Annotated in this window: 15 protein-coding genes; 1 reads left to right on the plus strand and 14 read right to left on the minus strand. The window is 69.5% G+C overall.

Going from position 1 to position 14,959, the window contains the following annotated elements:
• The first annotated feature begins 12 nt into the window (after positions 1-12).
• The gene (locus B7R87_RS19940) at positions 13-3,921 is read left to right on the plus strand and encodes a DNA-directed RNA polymerase subunit beta' (RefSeq protein WP_006347259.1); all 3,909 of its coding nucleotides are present in this window, start codon (positions 13-15) and stop codon (positions 3,919-3,921) included.
• Between the two features lie 104 nt (positions 3,922-4,025).
• On the opposite strand, the gene B7R87_RS19945 is transcribed toward B7R87_RS19940, so the two are convergent.
• The 14 genes from B7R87_RS19945 to B7R87_RS20010 all read right to left on the minus strand — a co-directional run bounded on the left by B7R87_RS19945 (position 4,026) and on the right by B7R87_RS20010 (position 14,947).
• Positions 4,026-4,301 carry a hypothetical protein gene (locus B7R87_RS19945; RefSeq protein ID WP_006347258.1) on the minus strand — a complete coding sequence of 92 codons (276 nt, stop codon included), beginning with the start codon at positions 4,299-4,301 and terminating at the stop codon, positions 4,026-4,028.
• Positions 4,288-4,539: a hypothetical protein gene (locus tag B7R87_RS19950; RefSeq protein WP_006347257.1), complete on the minus strand. Its 252-nt coding sequence runs from the start codon at positions 4,537-4,539 to the stop codon at positions 4,288-4,290. Before B7R87_RS19950 ends, B7R87_RS19945 begins: the two co-directional genes overlap by 14 nt.
• Positions 4,540-4,586: 47 nt before the next feature.
• Positions 4,587-5,486 carry a peptidoglycan-binding protein gene (locus tag B7R87_RS19955; RefSeq protein ID WP_006347256.1) on the minus strand — a complete coding sequence of 300 codons (900 nt, stop codon included), beginning with the start codon at positions 5,484-5,486 and terminating at the stop codon, positions 4,587-4,589.
• Between the two features lie 170 nt (positions 5,487-5,656).
• Positions 5,657-6,373 (minus strand): hypothetical protein, encoded by a 717-nt coding sequence (locus B7R87_RS19960; protein WP_006347255.1) that lies wholly within the window; start codon positions 6,371-6,373, stop codon positions 5,657-5,659.
• Positions 6,373-7,482 (minus strand): hypothetical protein, encoded by a 1,110-nt coding sequence (locus tag B7R87_RS19965; protein ID WP_006347254.1) that lies wholly within the window; start codon positions 7,480-7,482, stop codon positions 6,373-6,375. The genes B7R87_RS19960 and B7R87_RS19965 overlap by 1 nt, the downstream gene beginning before the upstream one ends.
• A complete protein-coding gene (locus B7R87_RS19970) occupies positions 7,479-8,549 on the minus strand; it encodes a hypothetical protein (protein WP_006347253.1) in 1,071 nt (356 codons plus the stop codon). The genes B7R87_RS19965 and B7R87_RS19970 overlap by 4 nt, the downstream gene beginning before the upstream one ends.
• A gap of 49 nt (positions 8,550-8,598) precedes the next feature.
• Positions 8,599-9,522 carry a phage distal tail protein gene (locus B7R87_RS19975; protein WP_006347252.1) on the minus strand — a complete coding sequence of 308 codons (924 nt, stop codon included), beginning with the start codon at positions 9,520-9,522 and terminating at the stop codon, positions 8,599-8,601.
• Between the two features lie 93 nt (positions 9,523-9,615).
• Positions 9,616-10,878 carry a hypothetical protein gene (locus tag B7R87_RS19980; protein ID WP_006347251.1) on the minus strand — a complete coding sequence of 421 codons (1,263 nt, stop codon included), beginning with the start codon at positions 10,876-10,878 and terminating at the stop codon, positions 9,616-9,618.
• Positions 10,875-12,053, minus strand: coding sequence for a hypothetical protein (locus tag B7R87_RS19985; RefSeq protein WP_006347250.1), 1,179 nt, complete (start codon positions 12,051-12,053; stop codon positions 10,875-10,877). Before B7R87_RS19985 ends, B7R87_RS19980 begins: the two co-directional genes overlap by 4 nt.
• 88 nt (positions 12,054-12,141) lie before the next feature.
• Positions 12,142-12,987 (minus strand): hypothetical protein, encoded by an 846-nt coding sequence (locus B7R87_RS19990; protein WP_006347249.1) that lies wholly within the window; start codon positions 12,985-12,987, stop codon positions 12,142-12,144.
• 17 nt (positions 12,988-13,004) lie between these two features.
• A complete protein-coding gene (locus B7R87_RS34410; protein ID WP_391116020.1) occupies positions 13,005-13,238 on the minus strand; it encodes a hypothetical protein in 234 nt (77 codons plus the stop codon).
• 188 nt (positions 13,239-13,426) lie between these two features.
• The gene (locus B7R87_RS20000; protein ID WP_006347247.1) at positions 13,427-13,717 is read right to left on the minus strand and encodes a hypothetical protein; all 291 of its coding nucleotides are present in this window, start codon (positions 13,715-13,717) and stop codon (positions 13,427-13,429) included.
• Between the two features lie 95 nt (positions 13,718-13,812).
• Positions 13,813-14,415: a phage tail tube protein gene (locus B7R87_RS20005; protein WP_006347246.1), complete on the minus strand. Its 603-nt coding sequence runs from the start codon at positions 14,413-14,415 to the stop codon at positions 13,813-13,815.
• 121 nt (positions 14,416-14,536) lie between these two features.
• Positions 14,537-14,947 (minus strand): hypothetical protein, encoded by a 411-nt coding sequence (locus B7R87_RS20010; RefSeq protein ID WP_006347245.1) that lies wholly within the window; start codon positions 14,945-14,947, stop codon positions 14,537-14,539.
• Positions 14,948-14,959: the final 12 nt, after the last annotated feature.

The raw sequence follows: 14,959 nt of genomic DNA on the forward strand, positions 1-14,959 counted from the left end.
GATTGACGCATAGTGCTCGACGTCAACTTCTTCGACGAGCTTCGGATCGGCCTGGCCACCGCTGACGACATCCGCCAGTGGTCGCACGGCGAGGTCAAGAAGCCCGAGACGATCAACTACCGCACGCTCAAGCCCGAAAAGGACGGACTCTTCTGCGAGAAGATCTTCGGTCCGACCCGGGACTGGGAGTGCTACTGCGGCAAGTACAAGCGCGTCCGCTTCAAGGGCATCATCTGTGAGCGCTGCGGCGTCGAGGTGACCCGCGCCAAGGTGCGCCGCGAGCGGATGGGCCACATCGAGCTGGCCGCCCCCGTGACCCACATCTGGTACTTCAAGGGCGTTCCGTCGCGCCTCGGATACCTGCTGGACCTCGCGCCGAAGGACCTGGAGAAGGTCATCTACTTCGCCGCGTACATGATCACGTTCGTGGACGAGGAGCGCCGCACCCGCGATCTGCCCTCGCTGGAGGCCCATGTCTCCGTCGAGCGCCAGCAGATCGAGAACCGCCGCGACGCCGACCTCGAAGCCCGCGCCAAGAAGCTCGAAACCGACCTGGGCGAGCTGGAGGCCGAGGGCGCCAAGGCCGATGTGCGCCGCAAGGTGCGCGAGGGCGCCGAGCGTGAGATGAAGCAGCTGCGCGACCGCGCCCAGCGCGAGATCGACCGGCTCGACGAGGTGTGGAACCGCTTCAAGAACCTCAAGGTCCAGGACCTGGAGGGCGACGAGCTGCTCTACCGCGAGCTGCGCGACCGCTTCGGCACCTACTTCGACGGTTCGATGGGCGCCGCCGCGCTCCAGAAGCGTCTGGAGTCCTTCGACCTCGACGAAGAGGCCGAGCGCCTCCGCGAGATCATCCGGACCGGCAAGGGCCAGAAGAAGACCCGTGCGCTCAAGCGCCTCAAGGTCGTCTCCGCGTTCCTCCAGACCAGCAACAGCCCCAAGGGCATGGTGCTGGACTGCGTTCCGGTCATCCCGCCGGACCTGCGTCCGATGGTGCAGCTCGACGGTGGCCGCTTCGCGACCTCCGACCTCAACGACCTGTACCGCCGCGTCATCAACCGCAACAACCGTCTGAAGCGTCTGCTCGACCTCGGTGCCCCCGAGATCATCGTGAACAACGAGAAGCGGATGCTCCAGGAGGCCGTCGACGCGCTGTTCGACAACGGCCGCCGCGGCCGCCCGGTCACGGGCCCCGGCAACCGCCCCCTGAAGTCCCTCAGCGACATGCTGAAGGGCAAGCAGGGCCGCTTCCGCCAGAACCTGCTCGGCAAGCGCGTGGACTACTCCGCGCGTTCCGTGATCGTCGTCGGTCCGCAGCTCAAGCTGCACCAGTGCGGTCTGCCGAAGGCCATGGCGCTGGAGCTCTTCAAGCCGTTCGTGATGAAGCGCCTGGTCGACCTGAACCACGCGCAGAACATCAAGTCGGCCAAGCGCATGGTCGAGCGCGGCCGCACCGTGGTGTACGACGTCCTCGAAGAGGTCATCGCCGAGCACCCGGTGCTGCTGAACCGTGCGCCCACGCTGCACCGCCTCGGCATCCAGGCCTTCGAGCCGCAGCTGGTCGAGGGCAAGGCCATCCAGATCCACCCGCTCGTCTGCACCGCGTTCAACGCGGACTTCGACGGTGACCAGATGGCCGTCCACCTGCCGCTGTCGGCGGAGGCCCAGGCCGAGGCCCGCATCCTGATGCTGTCCTCGAACAACATCCTCAAGCCGGCCGACGGCCGTCCCGTCACCATGCCCACCCAGGACATGGTGCTCGGCCTCTTCTTCCTCACCACGGACGAGGAGGAGCGCGAGGTCCGCGGCGAGGGCCGGTCCTTCGGCTCGACCGCCGAAGCGATCATGGCGTTCGACGCCCGTGAGCTGTCCCTCCAGGCCAAGGTCGACATCCGCTTCCCGGTGGGCACCATCCCGCCGCGCGGCTGGACGCCTCCGGCCGACGAGGACAACGAGGGCTACGGCACCTCGTGGCAGCAGGGCGACAGCTTCCGGCTGAAGACGACGCTGGGCCGTGCGCTCTTCAACGAGCTGCTGCCCGAGGACTACCCCTTCGTCGACTACTCCGTCGGCAAGAAGCAGCTCTCCGAGATCGTCAACGACCTCGCCGAGCGCTACCCCAAGGTCATCGTGGCGGCGACGCTCGACAACCTGAAGGCGGCCGGCTTCTACTGGGCGACCCGTTCCGGCGTCACCGTCGCCGTGACGGACATCGTGGTCCCGGAGGCGAAGAAGGAGATCGTCGCCTCCTACGAGGCCAAGGACGAGCGGATCCAGAAGCAGTACGAGCGCGGCCTGATCACCAAGCAGGAGCGCACGAACGAGCTGATCGACAACTGGACCCGCGCGACCAACGAGGTCGCCGACGCGATGAACGCGAACTTCCCGAAGACCAACCCCATCTTCATGATGGTGGACTCGGGTGCTCGTGGAAACATGATGCAGATGCGTCAGATCGCCGGTATGCGTGGTCTGGTGTCCAACGCCAAGAACGAGACGATTCCGCGTCCCATCAAGGCGTCGTTCCGCGAGGGCCTGTCCGTGCTGGAGTACTTCATCTCCACGCACGGTGCCCGTAAGGGTCTCGCCGACACCGCCCTGCGTACCGCCGACTCGGGTTACCTGACCCGTCGTCTGGTGGACGTCTCGCAGGACGTGATCATCCGCGAGGAGGACTGCGGCACCGAGCGCGGTCTGAAGCTGCGGATCGCCGACCGCGGCGCCGACGGTGTGCTGCGGAAGACGGACAACGTCGAGACGTCGGTCTACGCCCGGATGCTCGCCGAGGACGTCGTCATCGACGGCCGGGTCATCGCGCCCGCCAATGTCGACCTGGGCGATGTGCTCATCGACGCGCTGGTCGGCGCGGGCGTGGAGGAGGTCAAGACCCGCTCGGTCCTGACCTGTGAGTCCGCGGTCGGTACCTGTGCCTTCTGCTACGGCCGTTCGCTGGCCACCGGCAAGCTGGTCGACATCGGTGAGGCGGTCGGCATCATCGCCGCCCAGTCCATCGGTGAGCCCGGTACCCAGCTGACGATGCGTACCTTCCACACCGGTGGTGTGGCCGGTGACGACATCACCCAGGGTCTGCCGCGTGTCGTCGAGCTCTTCGAGGCCCGTACGCCCAAGGGTGTCGCCCCGATCTCGGAGGCGGCCGGCCGCGTCCGGATCGAGGAGACCGAGAAGACCAAGAAGATCGTCGTCACCCCGGACGACGGCAGCGACGAGACGGCCTTCCCGATCTCGAAGCGTGCCAAGGTCCTGGTCCACGAGGGCGACCACGTGGAGGTCGGGCAGCCGCTGACCTTCGGTGCGACCAACCCGCACGACGTGCTGCGGATCCTCGGCCAGCGGGCCGTCCAGGTCCACCTGGTCGGCGAGGTCCAGAAGGTCTACAACTCGCAGGGCGTGTCGATCCACGACAAGCACATCGAGATCATCATCCGGCAGATGCTGCGCCGGGTGACGATCATCGAGTCCGGCGACGCGGAGCTGCTGCCGGGCGAGCTGGTGGAGCGGTCGAAGTTCGAGACCGAGAACCGTCGTGTGGTCACCGAGGGCGGTCACCCCGCCTCCGGCCGTCCGCAGCTGATGGGTATCACCAAGGCCTCGCTGGCCACCGAGTCGTGGCTGTCGGCGGCATCCTTCCAGGAGACGACCCGGGTGCTCACCGACGCGGCGATCAACGCCAAGTCGGACTCCCTGATCGGCCTCAAGGAGAACGTCATCATCGGTAAGCTCATCCCGGCCGGTACGGGTCTGTCCCGCTACCGCAACATCCGGGTCGAGCCCACCGAAGAGGCCAAGGCCGCGATGTACTCGGCCGTCGGCTACGACGACATCGACTACTCGCCGTTCGGCACCGGCTCCGGCCAGGCCGTTCCGCTGGAGGACTACGACTACGGTCCGTACAACCAGTGAGTAGCCGCGGTGGCCCGGCCCTGACCGGCTGAGCCACCGCGTCCACCAACGAGTCGAAGGGCGGTCACCCCGTGCGGGGTGACCGCCCTTCGCGCTCTCCGGGGTCAGTGGCCGGTGAGCTGCCAGACCGCGAGGGCCAGACCGCTGCTCGCGGTCAGCGCGGCGATGCTGGCGAGGGGCCAGCGGGCGCGCTCCAGGGAGTCCAGCCGGGACTCCATATCGGCCAGCTGTTTGTCGGTCTGGTCGCTGCGCTGGACGAGCAGCGCGAGGGAGCCGTCGACCCGGGCGAAACCGGCTTCCAGGGTGCCGCGGAGCCGTTCCAGCTCCACGGCGACGCCGATACCGGCGCCCGACGGGGAATCGGGATCAGCTCCGGCCATCTGCGGCGCCCTCCGGAGCGTGCTCGGAGCGGTACCCGCCGAGCCGGGCGGGAAGCAGCCGTTGTACGGATGGGAGCGCCATGATCCTGGCCAGCGCGCCCGATACGGCCAGGGCGACGGCCACCCAGGGCAGGGTGGCGGGCAGCCCCGACGCGTCGACGATCGCGGGCAGAGCGACGGCGATACCGACCGCGGTCTGGAGGACCGTACGGGCGGTCCGCCGGGCGGCTTCGGACATTCCGCCTCCTTGAGGTGCGGGGGCCACCCGCCGGGGTGGCCCGGGTCTTACGGGGTGTGGGGGACCTTCAGGGCGTTCCAGGAGGCGGCTCCGGGCCAGCCGTCCGCGTCGGCGCCCCGGAATCCGAGCTTCCGTTGCCAGCGGGCGTACGAGCGGCGGTCCGCCTCGCTCCAGCGGGGGCCGGGGCCGACCGCGTACTCCCCGCAGCCCTCGGCCAGCAGCCTCCGCCCCATCGCGGTGATCACGGGCGAGCTGGGGGCGGCCTTGAAGAAGGCCGTACCGGGGAAGGGGTGGTGGCGGGGGCCGCCGGGTTTCGCGGGCCCGGTGGGCTTCGCCCCGAGCCTTCGCGCGATCCGGTCGCGCATCGACGGCATGGTGAAGCCGCGGGGGTCGATCTTCCGGTTCGTCCACTCCAGATGGCCGATCACGCTTTTCGCCGTCCAGCCGTGGGCGCGGCAGAGCGCGGCGGACGCCCGTTCGATGGCGTCGAGCTGGGCGGCGGGCCAGGGGTCCTCGCCGTCGCCGCGGTTGACGCATTCGAAGCCGTAGAAGTGGATGTTTCCGTCCACGGCGCCGGAGCTGCCCTGGTGGTGTGCCGGGGGCGGCGGGCGGGTGCCGTAGCTCTCGTCCGCGACGGCCCGCAGGACGCGGGGATCGCCGCCGCCCGCGTGGTTGGCGCGGCCGTTGCCGACCAGATGGACGCTGCCGTCCTTGGCGATCACGGCGTGGCAGAGGGGGCCGGGCAGTGTGGCGTGGCCCCGGAAGCAGAGGTCGACCGAGGCTTCGGTGCCGGAGGTGACGGTGTGGTGGACCATCACTCCGTGCACCGGGCCGAAGGCGCCGGCGTGGTCGCGGTGGTTGCCGCGCCAGCCGGGGCGTTCGACGACGTTCAGGCCCTCGGCGCGCAGCGCGGCGACCAGGCGGTCCGCGGTCAGCGGGGTGGCCATGGGGTGTCCTTACGTACGGTACGGGCGGGAGCCGGGCCCGGCGTCGGGTTCGGCGGCCCGCGGTGGCGGGGGAGCGGGACAGGGCGAAGGGGCGGGCGGGAGCCGCAGCTCGCCGCCGGGTGCGGCGACGGCCTGGTCCTCTGGCGCGGGTGGCGTTGCGGAGGCGGCGGTCATGACTGGCGGCCCTCCGCGTAGAGCACGCCCACGGCCGCCTTGCCGCTGCCCGCTGCGACGCGTCCTTCGACGTACAGACTGCTCCAGTCGTACGCGGCTCCGCCGTGCACGGCGGTCACCTCCTCGGTGATGGCGGCGCCGGTCGCCGTGACGACCGGGCCGAGCTGGACCGTCGTCCCGTCGGCCGCCAGATAGCGGACCCGGGCCTCGACGGTGGTGCCGGGGTCGGCCTGTACCCAGACCCCGATGGCGATCCGCGGGTGCTGGAGGTACATGCCGCCCTGGAGGACCCGGGTCCATGCGGCCGTGGTGACGGCGGTCGGCGCCGGGTAGAGCGGGATCGGGATGTACGGGCGGGCCAGCCCGCCGCCGGAGGCGTCGTCGCCGAGGACGACGTTCCCGGCCCGGTCCCGGGCGCTCAGTGTCTGGCGGCCGTCCCCGGCGCCGTACACACCAAGGGCGAGGGTGCCGTCCTCGCGGCGGATGAGCACGCCCTGCTGCTGGCTGCCGTCCTGGTTGACGCCGATGGAGCCCAGCGCGGCCAGTTCGGCGTCGGTGGCGTCGCGGACGCTGATCCGGCCGGCGTCGGCGACGGTCAGCGGGTTGGTGACCAACGTCAGCGCGGGCCGGGTGCCCGCCGCCAGCGACACCCGGTCCAGCCGGCGCCGCAGCTCGTGGATCAGATCGATGAGATCTTCGGGGAGCATGGGCATCAGCGGCGCTCCAGAAAGAGTTCGGCGGTTTCGGGGCGCCCCCGCTGCGGCGGGGTGATCTTGATCCCGACCACCCGGAACCGCCCCTCGAAGCCGTCGGGATGCCATTCGTCGGTGATCCGCAGCCGGACCGTCCGGCCCAGCAGTCGCGGCGGCAGCGGGAGACGGTCGTCGAGGCGGACGGTGATCTCGGGGATGACGACGGTGCCCCTGGCCCGGCGGAGCAGCATCACGGCGTGCCGCTCCAGTCGCCAGGGCCAGAGGACTTGCGGAAGATCGGCGCTGAGGTCGATCTGGGGCCAGCCCTCGGCGATCAGCTCACGGTCCGCGACCACCCGCGAGACGATCTGACGGCCTTCCTGGCTCGCGTTCCGCTCGATGGTGCCGCCCCGGACCCGGGCATGGGTGCCGCCGCGGGTGGCGTCCCGGGGAAAGGAGTAACCGAGGATCGAACCGGGCCGGTCGAGTACGAGGTCCTCCCCGCCCTGTTCCAGCTGGGGGGTGCCCAGCCGGAGCCGCTTCGTCCGTACCCCGGTGTCTGGGTTCCGGCTGACCTCGATGTACTGCTCGAAGCCGTTCTCGGAGTCGGCGATCTCCCGCAGCGCGTCGTCGACGACGATCTCGTCGGTGGCCCGCCAGGAGACCTCCAGCATCTGCCCGGACATCTCCTCGCCCACGACGACACCGATATCGCCGCCCTCGGAGTCCTGCATATAGGTCCACAGATCACGGGCGAAGGCGAGTTCGTCCTGCTCGCCGACGGAGACGAAGTCCCGGCGGATGCGCCGCCGGGCGGCGTAGGAGTCGAAGGTCGCGGCCTGGATCGTGAGGGACATCGCCCCCTTGTCGTCGGAGGTCAGCGTTGTCGTCCAGAGGATCCCGCCCCACCACAGATCCCCGCCGCGCTCCAGATAGACCGCGGTCCGGCCCTCCTGGAGGGCCTGGGCGCGGGCCGCCGTCGCGGCGTCGGGGATGGGGAGGGTGCCGGTGAGGGATCCCGTACGGCCGATGTAGTCGTCGACCTGGACGTCCCGCAGCGGGAGGGAGTCGAGGACCCGGTCGGTCCGCAGATCGCAGAACAGCACCCGGTAGGGGCTGACGGCCGTCACGCGGGGGCCGCCGCTTCGTAGGTGCCGCTGCCGACGATGTGGTCCTGGAGCTTCCAGTTCCACGGGAAGGCCGCGTCGATGATGCCGGGCTTCCCGGTGGTGCCGCCGCGCTGCTTGCCGGAGCTCATCTCGATCTCGAAGTAGGTGGTGCTGGTCAGCCGGATCCGGCCGACCGCGCGGTCCGGCTCGGTCGGGAGCTGGTCCTCTGTGTGCTGGAGTTCGACGAAGCCGGCGCTGTGGGCGGCCCTGGCCGCGGGCACCGGCAGGCTGAAGCGCCAGTTGGGGTTACCCGTGCGGAAGTTGGTGGTGGTGCCGAAGACCACCCGGAAGTTGAAGTGGACCATCGGGCCGTCCTGGACGTAGCGGCAGTCCACGGTCGCGTTGCCGAGCGACGGGTTGGTACCGCTCGAAGCGGTCCAGATCGGCGTCCAGGACCGCCAGACCGGCGGCTGCGGGTAGGGCTGCCAGACGCCGTTGGTGCCGCCCGTCCACCGCTCCAGACGGTCGCCGTTGTCGCGGTACTGGCCCTTGTACAGGCCGTCGAAGCCGCCGGTGGGCACGATGCCGCCGAGCGCCGCGGTCGGGTAGCGGCGGTTCTCGACCGTCCCCCAGTTGATCGAAGCGGCGTTCCGGCCGACCGTGACGACGAAGAGCGGGAGCGAGTTGGCCGGGGCGGACGGCGGCTGCGGATCGGTGACGGCGGTCGCCCCCTGGACCACCCTGATCACGGCCTGGGTGGCCCCCGAGGCGTCGTACGGGGCGTCCTCGACGGTCAGGTAGATCAGGTCCTTGCGGCTGCCGTCCGCGCTGCCCGGCGCGAGGGTGACGATCTCCGGATCGGTGATGGCGATCATGTAGGCACCCTGGCGGGCCGACGTCTGGATGACGGCCCGGCCCGTCATGATCCGGCACTGGAGGGCATTGACCCCTTCCAGTTCGAGCCCGCCGGGGATGACTCCGCCGCGGGAGGAGAGCGATCCGGTGGGGGTCAGTACGAGGGAGGTGGCGAGGCGGGTGTCCTCCTGGGTCTGGCCGGTGGGGGCGTGCCAAACGGTGCGAATGGTCATGGGGTGCTCCTCTGCGGGTCGTGGTGGTCGGTGCGATGGGCCGCGGGGGTCACCATTCGGCGCTGCGCCAGCGCACGGCGAGGGTCGCGGCCTCGGTCGAGGAACGCGGCCGGTAGGTCACCTCGTTGGTGCCGGGCTCCAGCGTGAACAGCTCCTCGGGGCTGCTGTCGGCCGCGGCGGTGTGGCGCCGGGACGCGGTGTCGTTGAGGGTCACGGCACCGCTGGAGGTGTCGACGGTCAGGACGTCGTCGACGCCCAGGTTGAGGCGGTAGTGCAGCTTCCGGCCGGTCCTGCGGTTGGTGATCACGGGGTCGGAGCAGGGGCCCCGCAGGGTGATGACGGGGTGGCTGGGCGCGCTGCCGTCGTTGACGACCGTGAGATCGCCGGTGACGGACGCCGCGCCCCAGGCGAGGGGCCAGGTCAGCGGCCAGCCCAGGCCCGTCACCGGCTGGGGCGCCCCGGTGGTCAGGGAGCGGGCCTCGACGGTGTAGCGGCGGGGGTCGGTGGCCACCCACTGGACGGTGACCCGGCCGACGCCCTGGGAGAGCAGATTGCGGTCGGCGGGCAGCACGCGCTGGCTGATTCTGGCCCGTACGGCGAGGGTCTCGCCGTGGATCCGTACCGCCAGCCACTGCTCGGCGTGGCGGAGCCCGAAGGCGCGGCGCAGGGTGCGCAGGGTGTCGACCGGGTCGGTGCCGGGCGCGGGCAGCAGCCAGATCTGGCCGCCGACGCGGCGGGGGCGGGCGTACTGCGTGCCGGGCCAGGAGCCGTGGGTGGTGGGGCGGTCGGCGTCGGTGGTGTCGGCGTCCGGGAGATCCTCCCAGCCGGTCAGTCCCTGGCGGTCGATCTCGTACGGGGTGCCGGGGCCGAGCAGCAGATCGCCCCACTGGATCTGCCCGTCGAGGCTGATCAGTGAGGCGGGGGCGGAGTCGGTGCCGATATCGGGGTTGAGGGGCGGGGCGGGTGTGGCCATGGGGCCGTCACCTCCGGTGCGAAGTCTGTGGGCGGCGCGGGGTGTGGCACGGCCGGCGCCGGGGGTTGCCCGTAAGGCGGGACGGGGCGGGGGCTACGCGGCGCGGGCGAGGAACAGCAGTTCGTCGGCGATCTCGTACGCACCGGCGCCGGCCGGCTCATGGAAGCTCTCCACGCGGCGGGGCCGCCGTACTCCCCGCCTGTCGCGGCCGTTCGGTTCCGCCGCCCGCAGTCCGGCGACATCGCCGAGCGGGGTGATGGAGCCGGGGAGGGCGCCGTGCGGGGGGCTGACGAGGCCGCCTTCGGCGAGGAAGCTGGTGATCTTCTTGCCGATGGCCTTGGGGTCGAAGAGCTTCTTGAAGTCGATATTCTCCCAGGCGTCGATCAGCCATTCGGCGAATTTGCCCGGGATCTGAAGGATTCCGCCGATGGTCCCCAGACCGTTGCGGACCGCGTCGGCGATGCCCTGCAGGGTGTCGACGGTGGCGTCCCGCACCTTGCCGAACTCCGGCGGGATCTTGTCCTCCAGCCATTCGGCGACCGGTTTGACGACGGCCTTGATGCCGTCCCAGGGGTCTCTGAACAGCTTGATGAGTCCGTTGGTCGCGTCCCGGATGCCGTCGCGGGCGGCGGCGAACTTGTCTTTGACGGTTGTCTTGACGGAGGCCAGAGGCTCCACGATCCGCTTACGGACGAATTCGATTCCGTCGGCGACCGCGGTCCGGGCCTTGCTGATGATCGGGAGGACGTTCTTCTTGATCCACTCGAAGCCCTCGCGGAGCTTGCCGAAGCCCTTTTTGATCAGGCGCTGTCCGGCTTCCGAGTTGAGGGCGAAGTCGATGATCAAGTCGATGATGATGACGACGGCGATGGCCGCGCCGCCGAATGGATTGGACTGCATGGCGATGGAGATCCCGACCATGGCCACGGCGCCCGCGGCCAGCCCGACACCCAGCCCGGTGAGCAGGGGGGACATCACACTCATGACCGAGCCGAGCGGATCGACGATCTTCCCGAAGCCGCCGCCGCTGTCGGCCAGGCGCTTCGCCGCCCGGCCGGACGACTTGGATCTCTCTCGGCTGTTCTTGAGCTGATCGGCCGCGATGCCGGAGTTCCGGCCGACGGCCTTGACCGGGGCGATGGAGGGAGTGGCCCGGGACTTGAGATCGGTCACCGCCGTCCCCGCGTTCCGGGCCGCGGTCCAGACCTTGTCGGCCGCGCCCTTGACCCCGCCGATGCGCTGGACAGCGGTCCGAACGGCGCCGACGGACTGGTTGTGCCAGTTCCGCAGGGTGTTCATCGGCGCGTTGACCCCGGCGAGCGGGTGGCCCGCCCGGGGGGAGGCGATCGCACTCATCCGCGGGCCTTCGCCAGGAACATCAGCGCCTTCGCCGTCGACCGCGGGTCACTGGTGGGCGCCGCGTGGTAGTGCTCGATATAGAACCCGGCCCCTGCGCCCGCCTGGGCGCGGGCACTCAGCGCGGTATGCCGCAGCAGCCGGTTCAGCTTGGACAGCGGCAGTACGGCTTCGGCCTCACCGGCCTCGGCGATGATCGCCGGTACACCGCCGGCGCGGGGCGCCACCACACCGCCCTCGGCCAGCCTGGGGATGCTGGGGATGTCCGGGATCCCCTTGCCGCCGATGCCCGGAACCCAGTCGGGGACCTTGAAGTCAAAGGAATTGACCTTGCCGATGGCGCTGTTGACGATGTCGATGACACCGTTGATCGGGCCCTTGACCGCGTCCTTGATCTTGCCGAAGGTCTTGCTCGCGGTGTCCTTGAGGCCTTCCCACTTGTTCTCCAGCTCGTCCTTGACATGCTTGAAGACCTTGGGGACCTTCCCGATGAACTCGCTGACGGGCTTGATATGCCCCTGGATCTTGTCCCAGATCTCCTTGACCTTGTCCCGGGCCGTGTTGAGGGGGTCCTCGATGCGCTTCTTGACGTTCTCGAAGCCGTCTTTGACGGATTTCCTGATCTTGCCGACGATGTCCGAGACCTTGTCCCGGGCCTTGTCGAACGTATCCTTGATGCGTTTGCCGAAGTCCTTGATGATCGGACCGACTTTTTTCCACACATCGTCGATGACCTTCTTGACTGCTTCGAAGGCCTTCTTGAGGATCTTCCGCATGCCCTCCGACTCGGTCGCCATCTGGACGACCTTCTCGATGAGCGGCATAAAGAGTTCCAGCAGGCGGGTGAAGATATTGCCCTTCATGGACTTGTTGAGCCCGTCCATGCCCTTCTTGGCGTTGTCCGCCCCGCCCTTGAACTTGCCGATGTTGGTGCCGCCGGTCTGACCCGACTTCCCGGCCTTGGCGACGGACTTCTCGGCGCTGTCGGCCCGGTCCTTGAGGGTCTTCAGCTCCGACGCGGCGTTCTTGGCGGCGTCCCGGAGCTTCTTGACCCCGCCTTCGCTGTTCTGTGCACCGGTTTTGAGGTTTCCGGCGGCGCGGTTGGCGTCGTCGGACTTCGTTTTGAAGTCCTTGAGCGCTGTGTTGGACTTGTTGAGCGCTCTTACCAGAGACATAGAGGTCTCCTCTTTTCTCCTGATGTCGCGCGGCCCGGCGTGGTACGCCGCGGCTGACGGCGCATCCGGCGGGCGCGAGTCCGGCCGGTCATTCGCCGAGGGCCTGTGACAGGGCGGTCACCTGCCGCTGGAGGCTGTCGAGCGAGGGCGTGGCCGTCGTGTTGTTGGTCACGGCCGTCCGGCTGTTCTTGAGCCGGTCCTCGATCTTGTCGACCCGGCCGACGAGCTTCGCCATGTCCCGGTTGGCGCGGTCCATGGGCGTCTGCCACGACTCGTCGTCGTCGGGGGCGGCGGTGGCATCCCGGAAACGCTGCCACCGGGAGCGCGGGGGGGTCGCCGGATCGGCGGGAGGCGGGGTGGTGGGAGGCGGGCGGCGAGAGCCGTCCTCGCCGGCCGGTGGGGGGGTGCTTCCGGGCGTACCGTCGCCGTCGCCCCCGTTGTCCTCGTCCTGCGGCGCGGGGGTAGTTCCCTCGTCCTCCCCGTTCGCGGGGTCCGCCGCGGAGTTCCTGTTCCGCAACCTCCTGACGAAGTTGTCGCCCTGCCACCACCTCTTGCTCGCGTTGGCGGGCCTGAGGATGGCATTCCGCTGAAACCAGTTATTGCCCTGCGCTGTGAAGTCCCCCGGGATGATCTCCAGCTTGAAGAGCGCGAGTCCGATGATGGGGGCGAGATACATCTCCGGGTTCTTCCACGGCTCCGCCTGGACCTCGAACTTGAGTTCCTGCTGCTGCTCCACCCACTTCTGGGTGGCGAACGGTTCTTCCTTCGTGCTGTCCTTGTCGAGGGCCTTCCGGATCTCCTCAATCGTCAGACAGGTTTTGGCTTCTGTCTTTTCAGTTTTCGGTGGCGGTTTGGGTTCGGATTTGGCGCCGGCGGGCTGGGCGCCGGATTCGCTGTTTCCCTCCGGAGGCGGGAGTGCGTTCGGTTCTGGCATGGCTGCTCCTGTACGGGTCAGCTGAAGAATCTGGCCAGCTCGGTGGGGCTGGGCGGGACCACGCCGGTGGTGTTCGCCGTGGCGTCCGCGGGCGGGCGGAGTGCCGCGTCAGCGCCGCCCTCGTCGCCCCGCCCGCCGGGCCGGGCCACGGGCTCAGGGGGCTCCGGCGGGTCATCGGAGTTGACGCAGGTGAACATCCAGTTGGCGATCGCCAGCTGGTCCACCGCCGCCGCCAGGAGGTAGTCCGTCACGGACCAGTCCGCCACCTCGCCGTTGATCGCCCGGTTGACGGCGCTCTCCCGCGGCAGGTGCTGGACGAGCGCCAGCAGCCGTCGGGACGAGAGCTCACCGCGGTGCCAGTCGAGCAGGTCGAGGTGGTAGTAGCGCAGCAGATCGGCTTCGAGTGCCTCGGCGTGTTCTTCGACGAACTCGACGAGGCTCAGTCTTCCCCCAGGCCGAGCCCGGTCTCCTTGCCGTACGCGTTGAGGACCGCCGCGATGTCCTGCAAGGTGATCTCGTGCTTGGCGAACCGGGCGAACTGCTCCTTGCCCATCAGCAGCGACAGCAGCCCGTCGACGTCGTTGTCGTCCAGCTTCTGCATCGCCTTGGCGGTGGCCCGGGTCAGCTCGGTGGGCAGATCGAAGGTCTCGTCGTCGATCCCGAAGGACCAGGTGCGGCCGGTGGCCTCCTGGCGCTGGGCGCGGGCGGCGTTGACGTCGAAGTTGGCCATCTGGGTTCCTCCTGAAGGAAGTAAGGGTGGGGAAACGCTCCTTGCCGGGCGGGGCCGGTCCGTCGAACGGACCGGCCCCGCCCGGTGCAGGGGTGTTACGGGGTGACGGGCGCCGCCGCGTACGCCGGGTCCTTCATGTAGAAGGTGGCCAGCGGGGCGGTCGCGCCCTGGGACAGCGCGGTGAAGGTGACCCCGAGCGACGCGGCCGACTTACGGGCCAGCTTCACGTCGTCGGCGGCGGTCACCTGGCCGCGGGGGATGACGAACCGGTAGGTGATGTCCTTGCCGTCGGTGAACTCCAGGCCGAGGGCCCGCTCGTCGAACGTCGGGCCGTCCGGGATGTCCAGGCTGAAGACCCCGGTGTTGGTGCCGACCGGCTTGACGTCGCCCTTCGAGCCGCCGATGAAGAACGGCAGGGTGTTCTCGTTGAACTGGAGCATCGCGAACTTCAGGGTGAGGTCGCGGTCCGAGTAGACGAAGCGGGCCGGGCTGATGGCCTGCCAGGTCTCCACCGGGTCCAGCTTGTCCTTCTTGGCGAAGGTGACACCGTCGGTCGTGGTGTAGCCGAGGTCCGTCCAGGCGTTGCTCCAGTCGCCCGCGGGGTTGGCGGAGAAGGTGGTCGGCGCGGCCGCGCCGACCGCGCCGACGAGGACGCGGCCGGTGCCTGCGACGCGGATCTCGGACGAGTTGTTCGACATGAACACTCCTTGTGTGTGATGGGTGCCCGGGCCTTGGCGGTCCGGGCGGGGTGCCGCGGATACGGCACAGGCCCCGCCCGGAGGGGGCGAGGCCTGGTCTGTGGGTGGGGGGAGGGGAGGGTCAGTTGGTGCGTACGGTCATGCGCAGTACGCACTGGTAGCGGTTGGCCCCCGCGTACACGAAGTCCGGCTGCCACCGCGGCCCGTCGGCCTCGCTCACATCGGTGATGACCGAGGTGCCCAGGGCCAGTCCGCGGGAGCGGAGCAGGACGGCACGTGCCGCGTTGGTCAGGACGTGCGCGGACGTCTTGTCCGGCCCGTAGACCTCCAGTTCGATCAGCGGCTGGTCGACATGGAGGTCCTCGACCCAGGCGCCGCCCCGCCGGGAGACGATGACGGCCCGCTGGGTGCCGTTGAATCCGGCGGGCGGGGTCTCGTCGACGACCGCGCCGCCCAGCTCGGGCCGGTTGCGCAGCAGGTCGACGACGATGGCCTCGATATCGGGGAAGGTGCTCGGGACGGGTGTGCTCATGACGGTTTCACT

Source organism: Streptomyces tsukubensis, from assembly GCF_003932715.1.
GTDB classification, from domain to species: domain Bacteria; phylum Actinomycetota; class Actinomycetes; order Streptomycetales; family Streptomycetaceae; genus Streptomyces; species Streptomyces tsukubensis.

Bases quoted from the DNA above. Each gene is read 5' to 3' on its own strand.
- B7R87_RS19945 (WP_006347258.1), bottom strand. From the start codon at position 4,301: ATGGCCGGAGCTGATCCCGATTCCCCGTCGGGCGCCGGTATCGGCGTC.
- B7R87_RS19950 (WP_006347257.1), bottom strand. From the start codon at position 4,539: ATGTCCGAAGCCGCCCGGCGGACCGCCCGTACGGTCCTCCAGACCGCG.
- B7R87_RS19955 (WP_006347256.1), bottom strand. From the start codon at position 5,486: ATGGCCACCCCGCTGACCGCGGACCGCCTGGTCGCCGCGCTGCGCGCC.
- B7R87_RS19960 (WP_006347255.1), bottom strand. From the start codon at position 6,373: ATGCCCATGCTCCCCGAAGATCTCATCGATCTGATCCACGAGCTGCGG.
- B7R87_RS19970 (WP_006347253.1), bottom strand. From the start codon at position 8,549: ATGACCATTCGCACCGTTTGGCACGCCCCCACCGGCCAGACCCAGGAG.
- B7R87_RS19975 (WP_006347252.1), bottom strand. From the start codon at position 9,522: ATGGCCACACCCGCCCCGCCCCTCAACCCCGATATCGGCACCGACTCC.
- B7R87_RS19980 (WP_006347251.1), bottom strand. From the start codon at position 10,878: ATGAGTGCGATCGCCTCCCCCCGGGCGGGCCACCCGCTCGCCGGGGTC.
- B7R87_RS19985 (WP_006347250.1), bottom strand. From the start codon at position 12,053: ATGTCTCTGGTAAGAGCGCTCAACAAGTCCAACACAGCGCTCAAGGAC.
- B7R87_RS19990 (WP_006347249.1), bottom strand. From the start codon at position 12,987: ATGCCAGAACCGAACGCACTCCCGCCTCCGGAGGGAAACAGCGAATCC.
- B7R87_RS20000 (WP_006347247.1), bottom strand. From the start codon at position 13,717: ATGGCCAACTTCGACGTCAACGCCGCCCGCGCCCAGCGCCAGGAGGCC.
- B7R87_RS20005 (WP_006347246.1), bottom strand. From the start codon at position 14,415: ATGTCGAACAACTCGTCCGAGATCCGCGTCGCAGGCACCGGCCGCGTC.
- B7R87_RS20010 (WP_006347245.1), bottom strand. From the start codon at position 14,947: ATGAGCACACCCGTCCCGAGCACCTTCCCCGATATCGAGGCCATCGTC.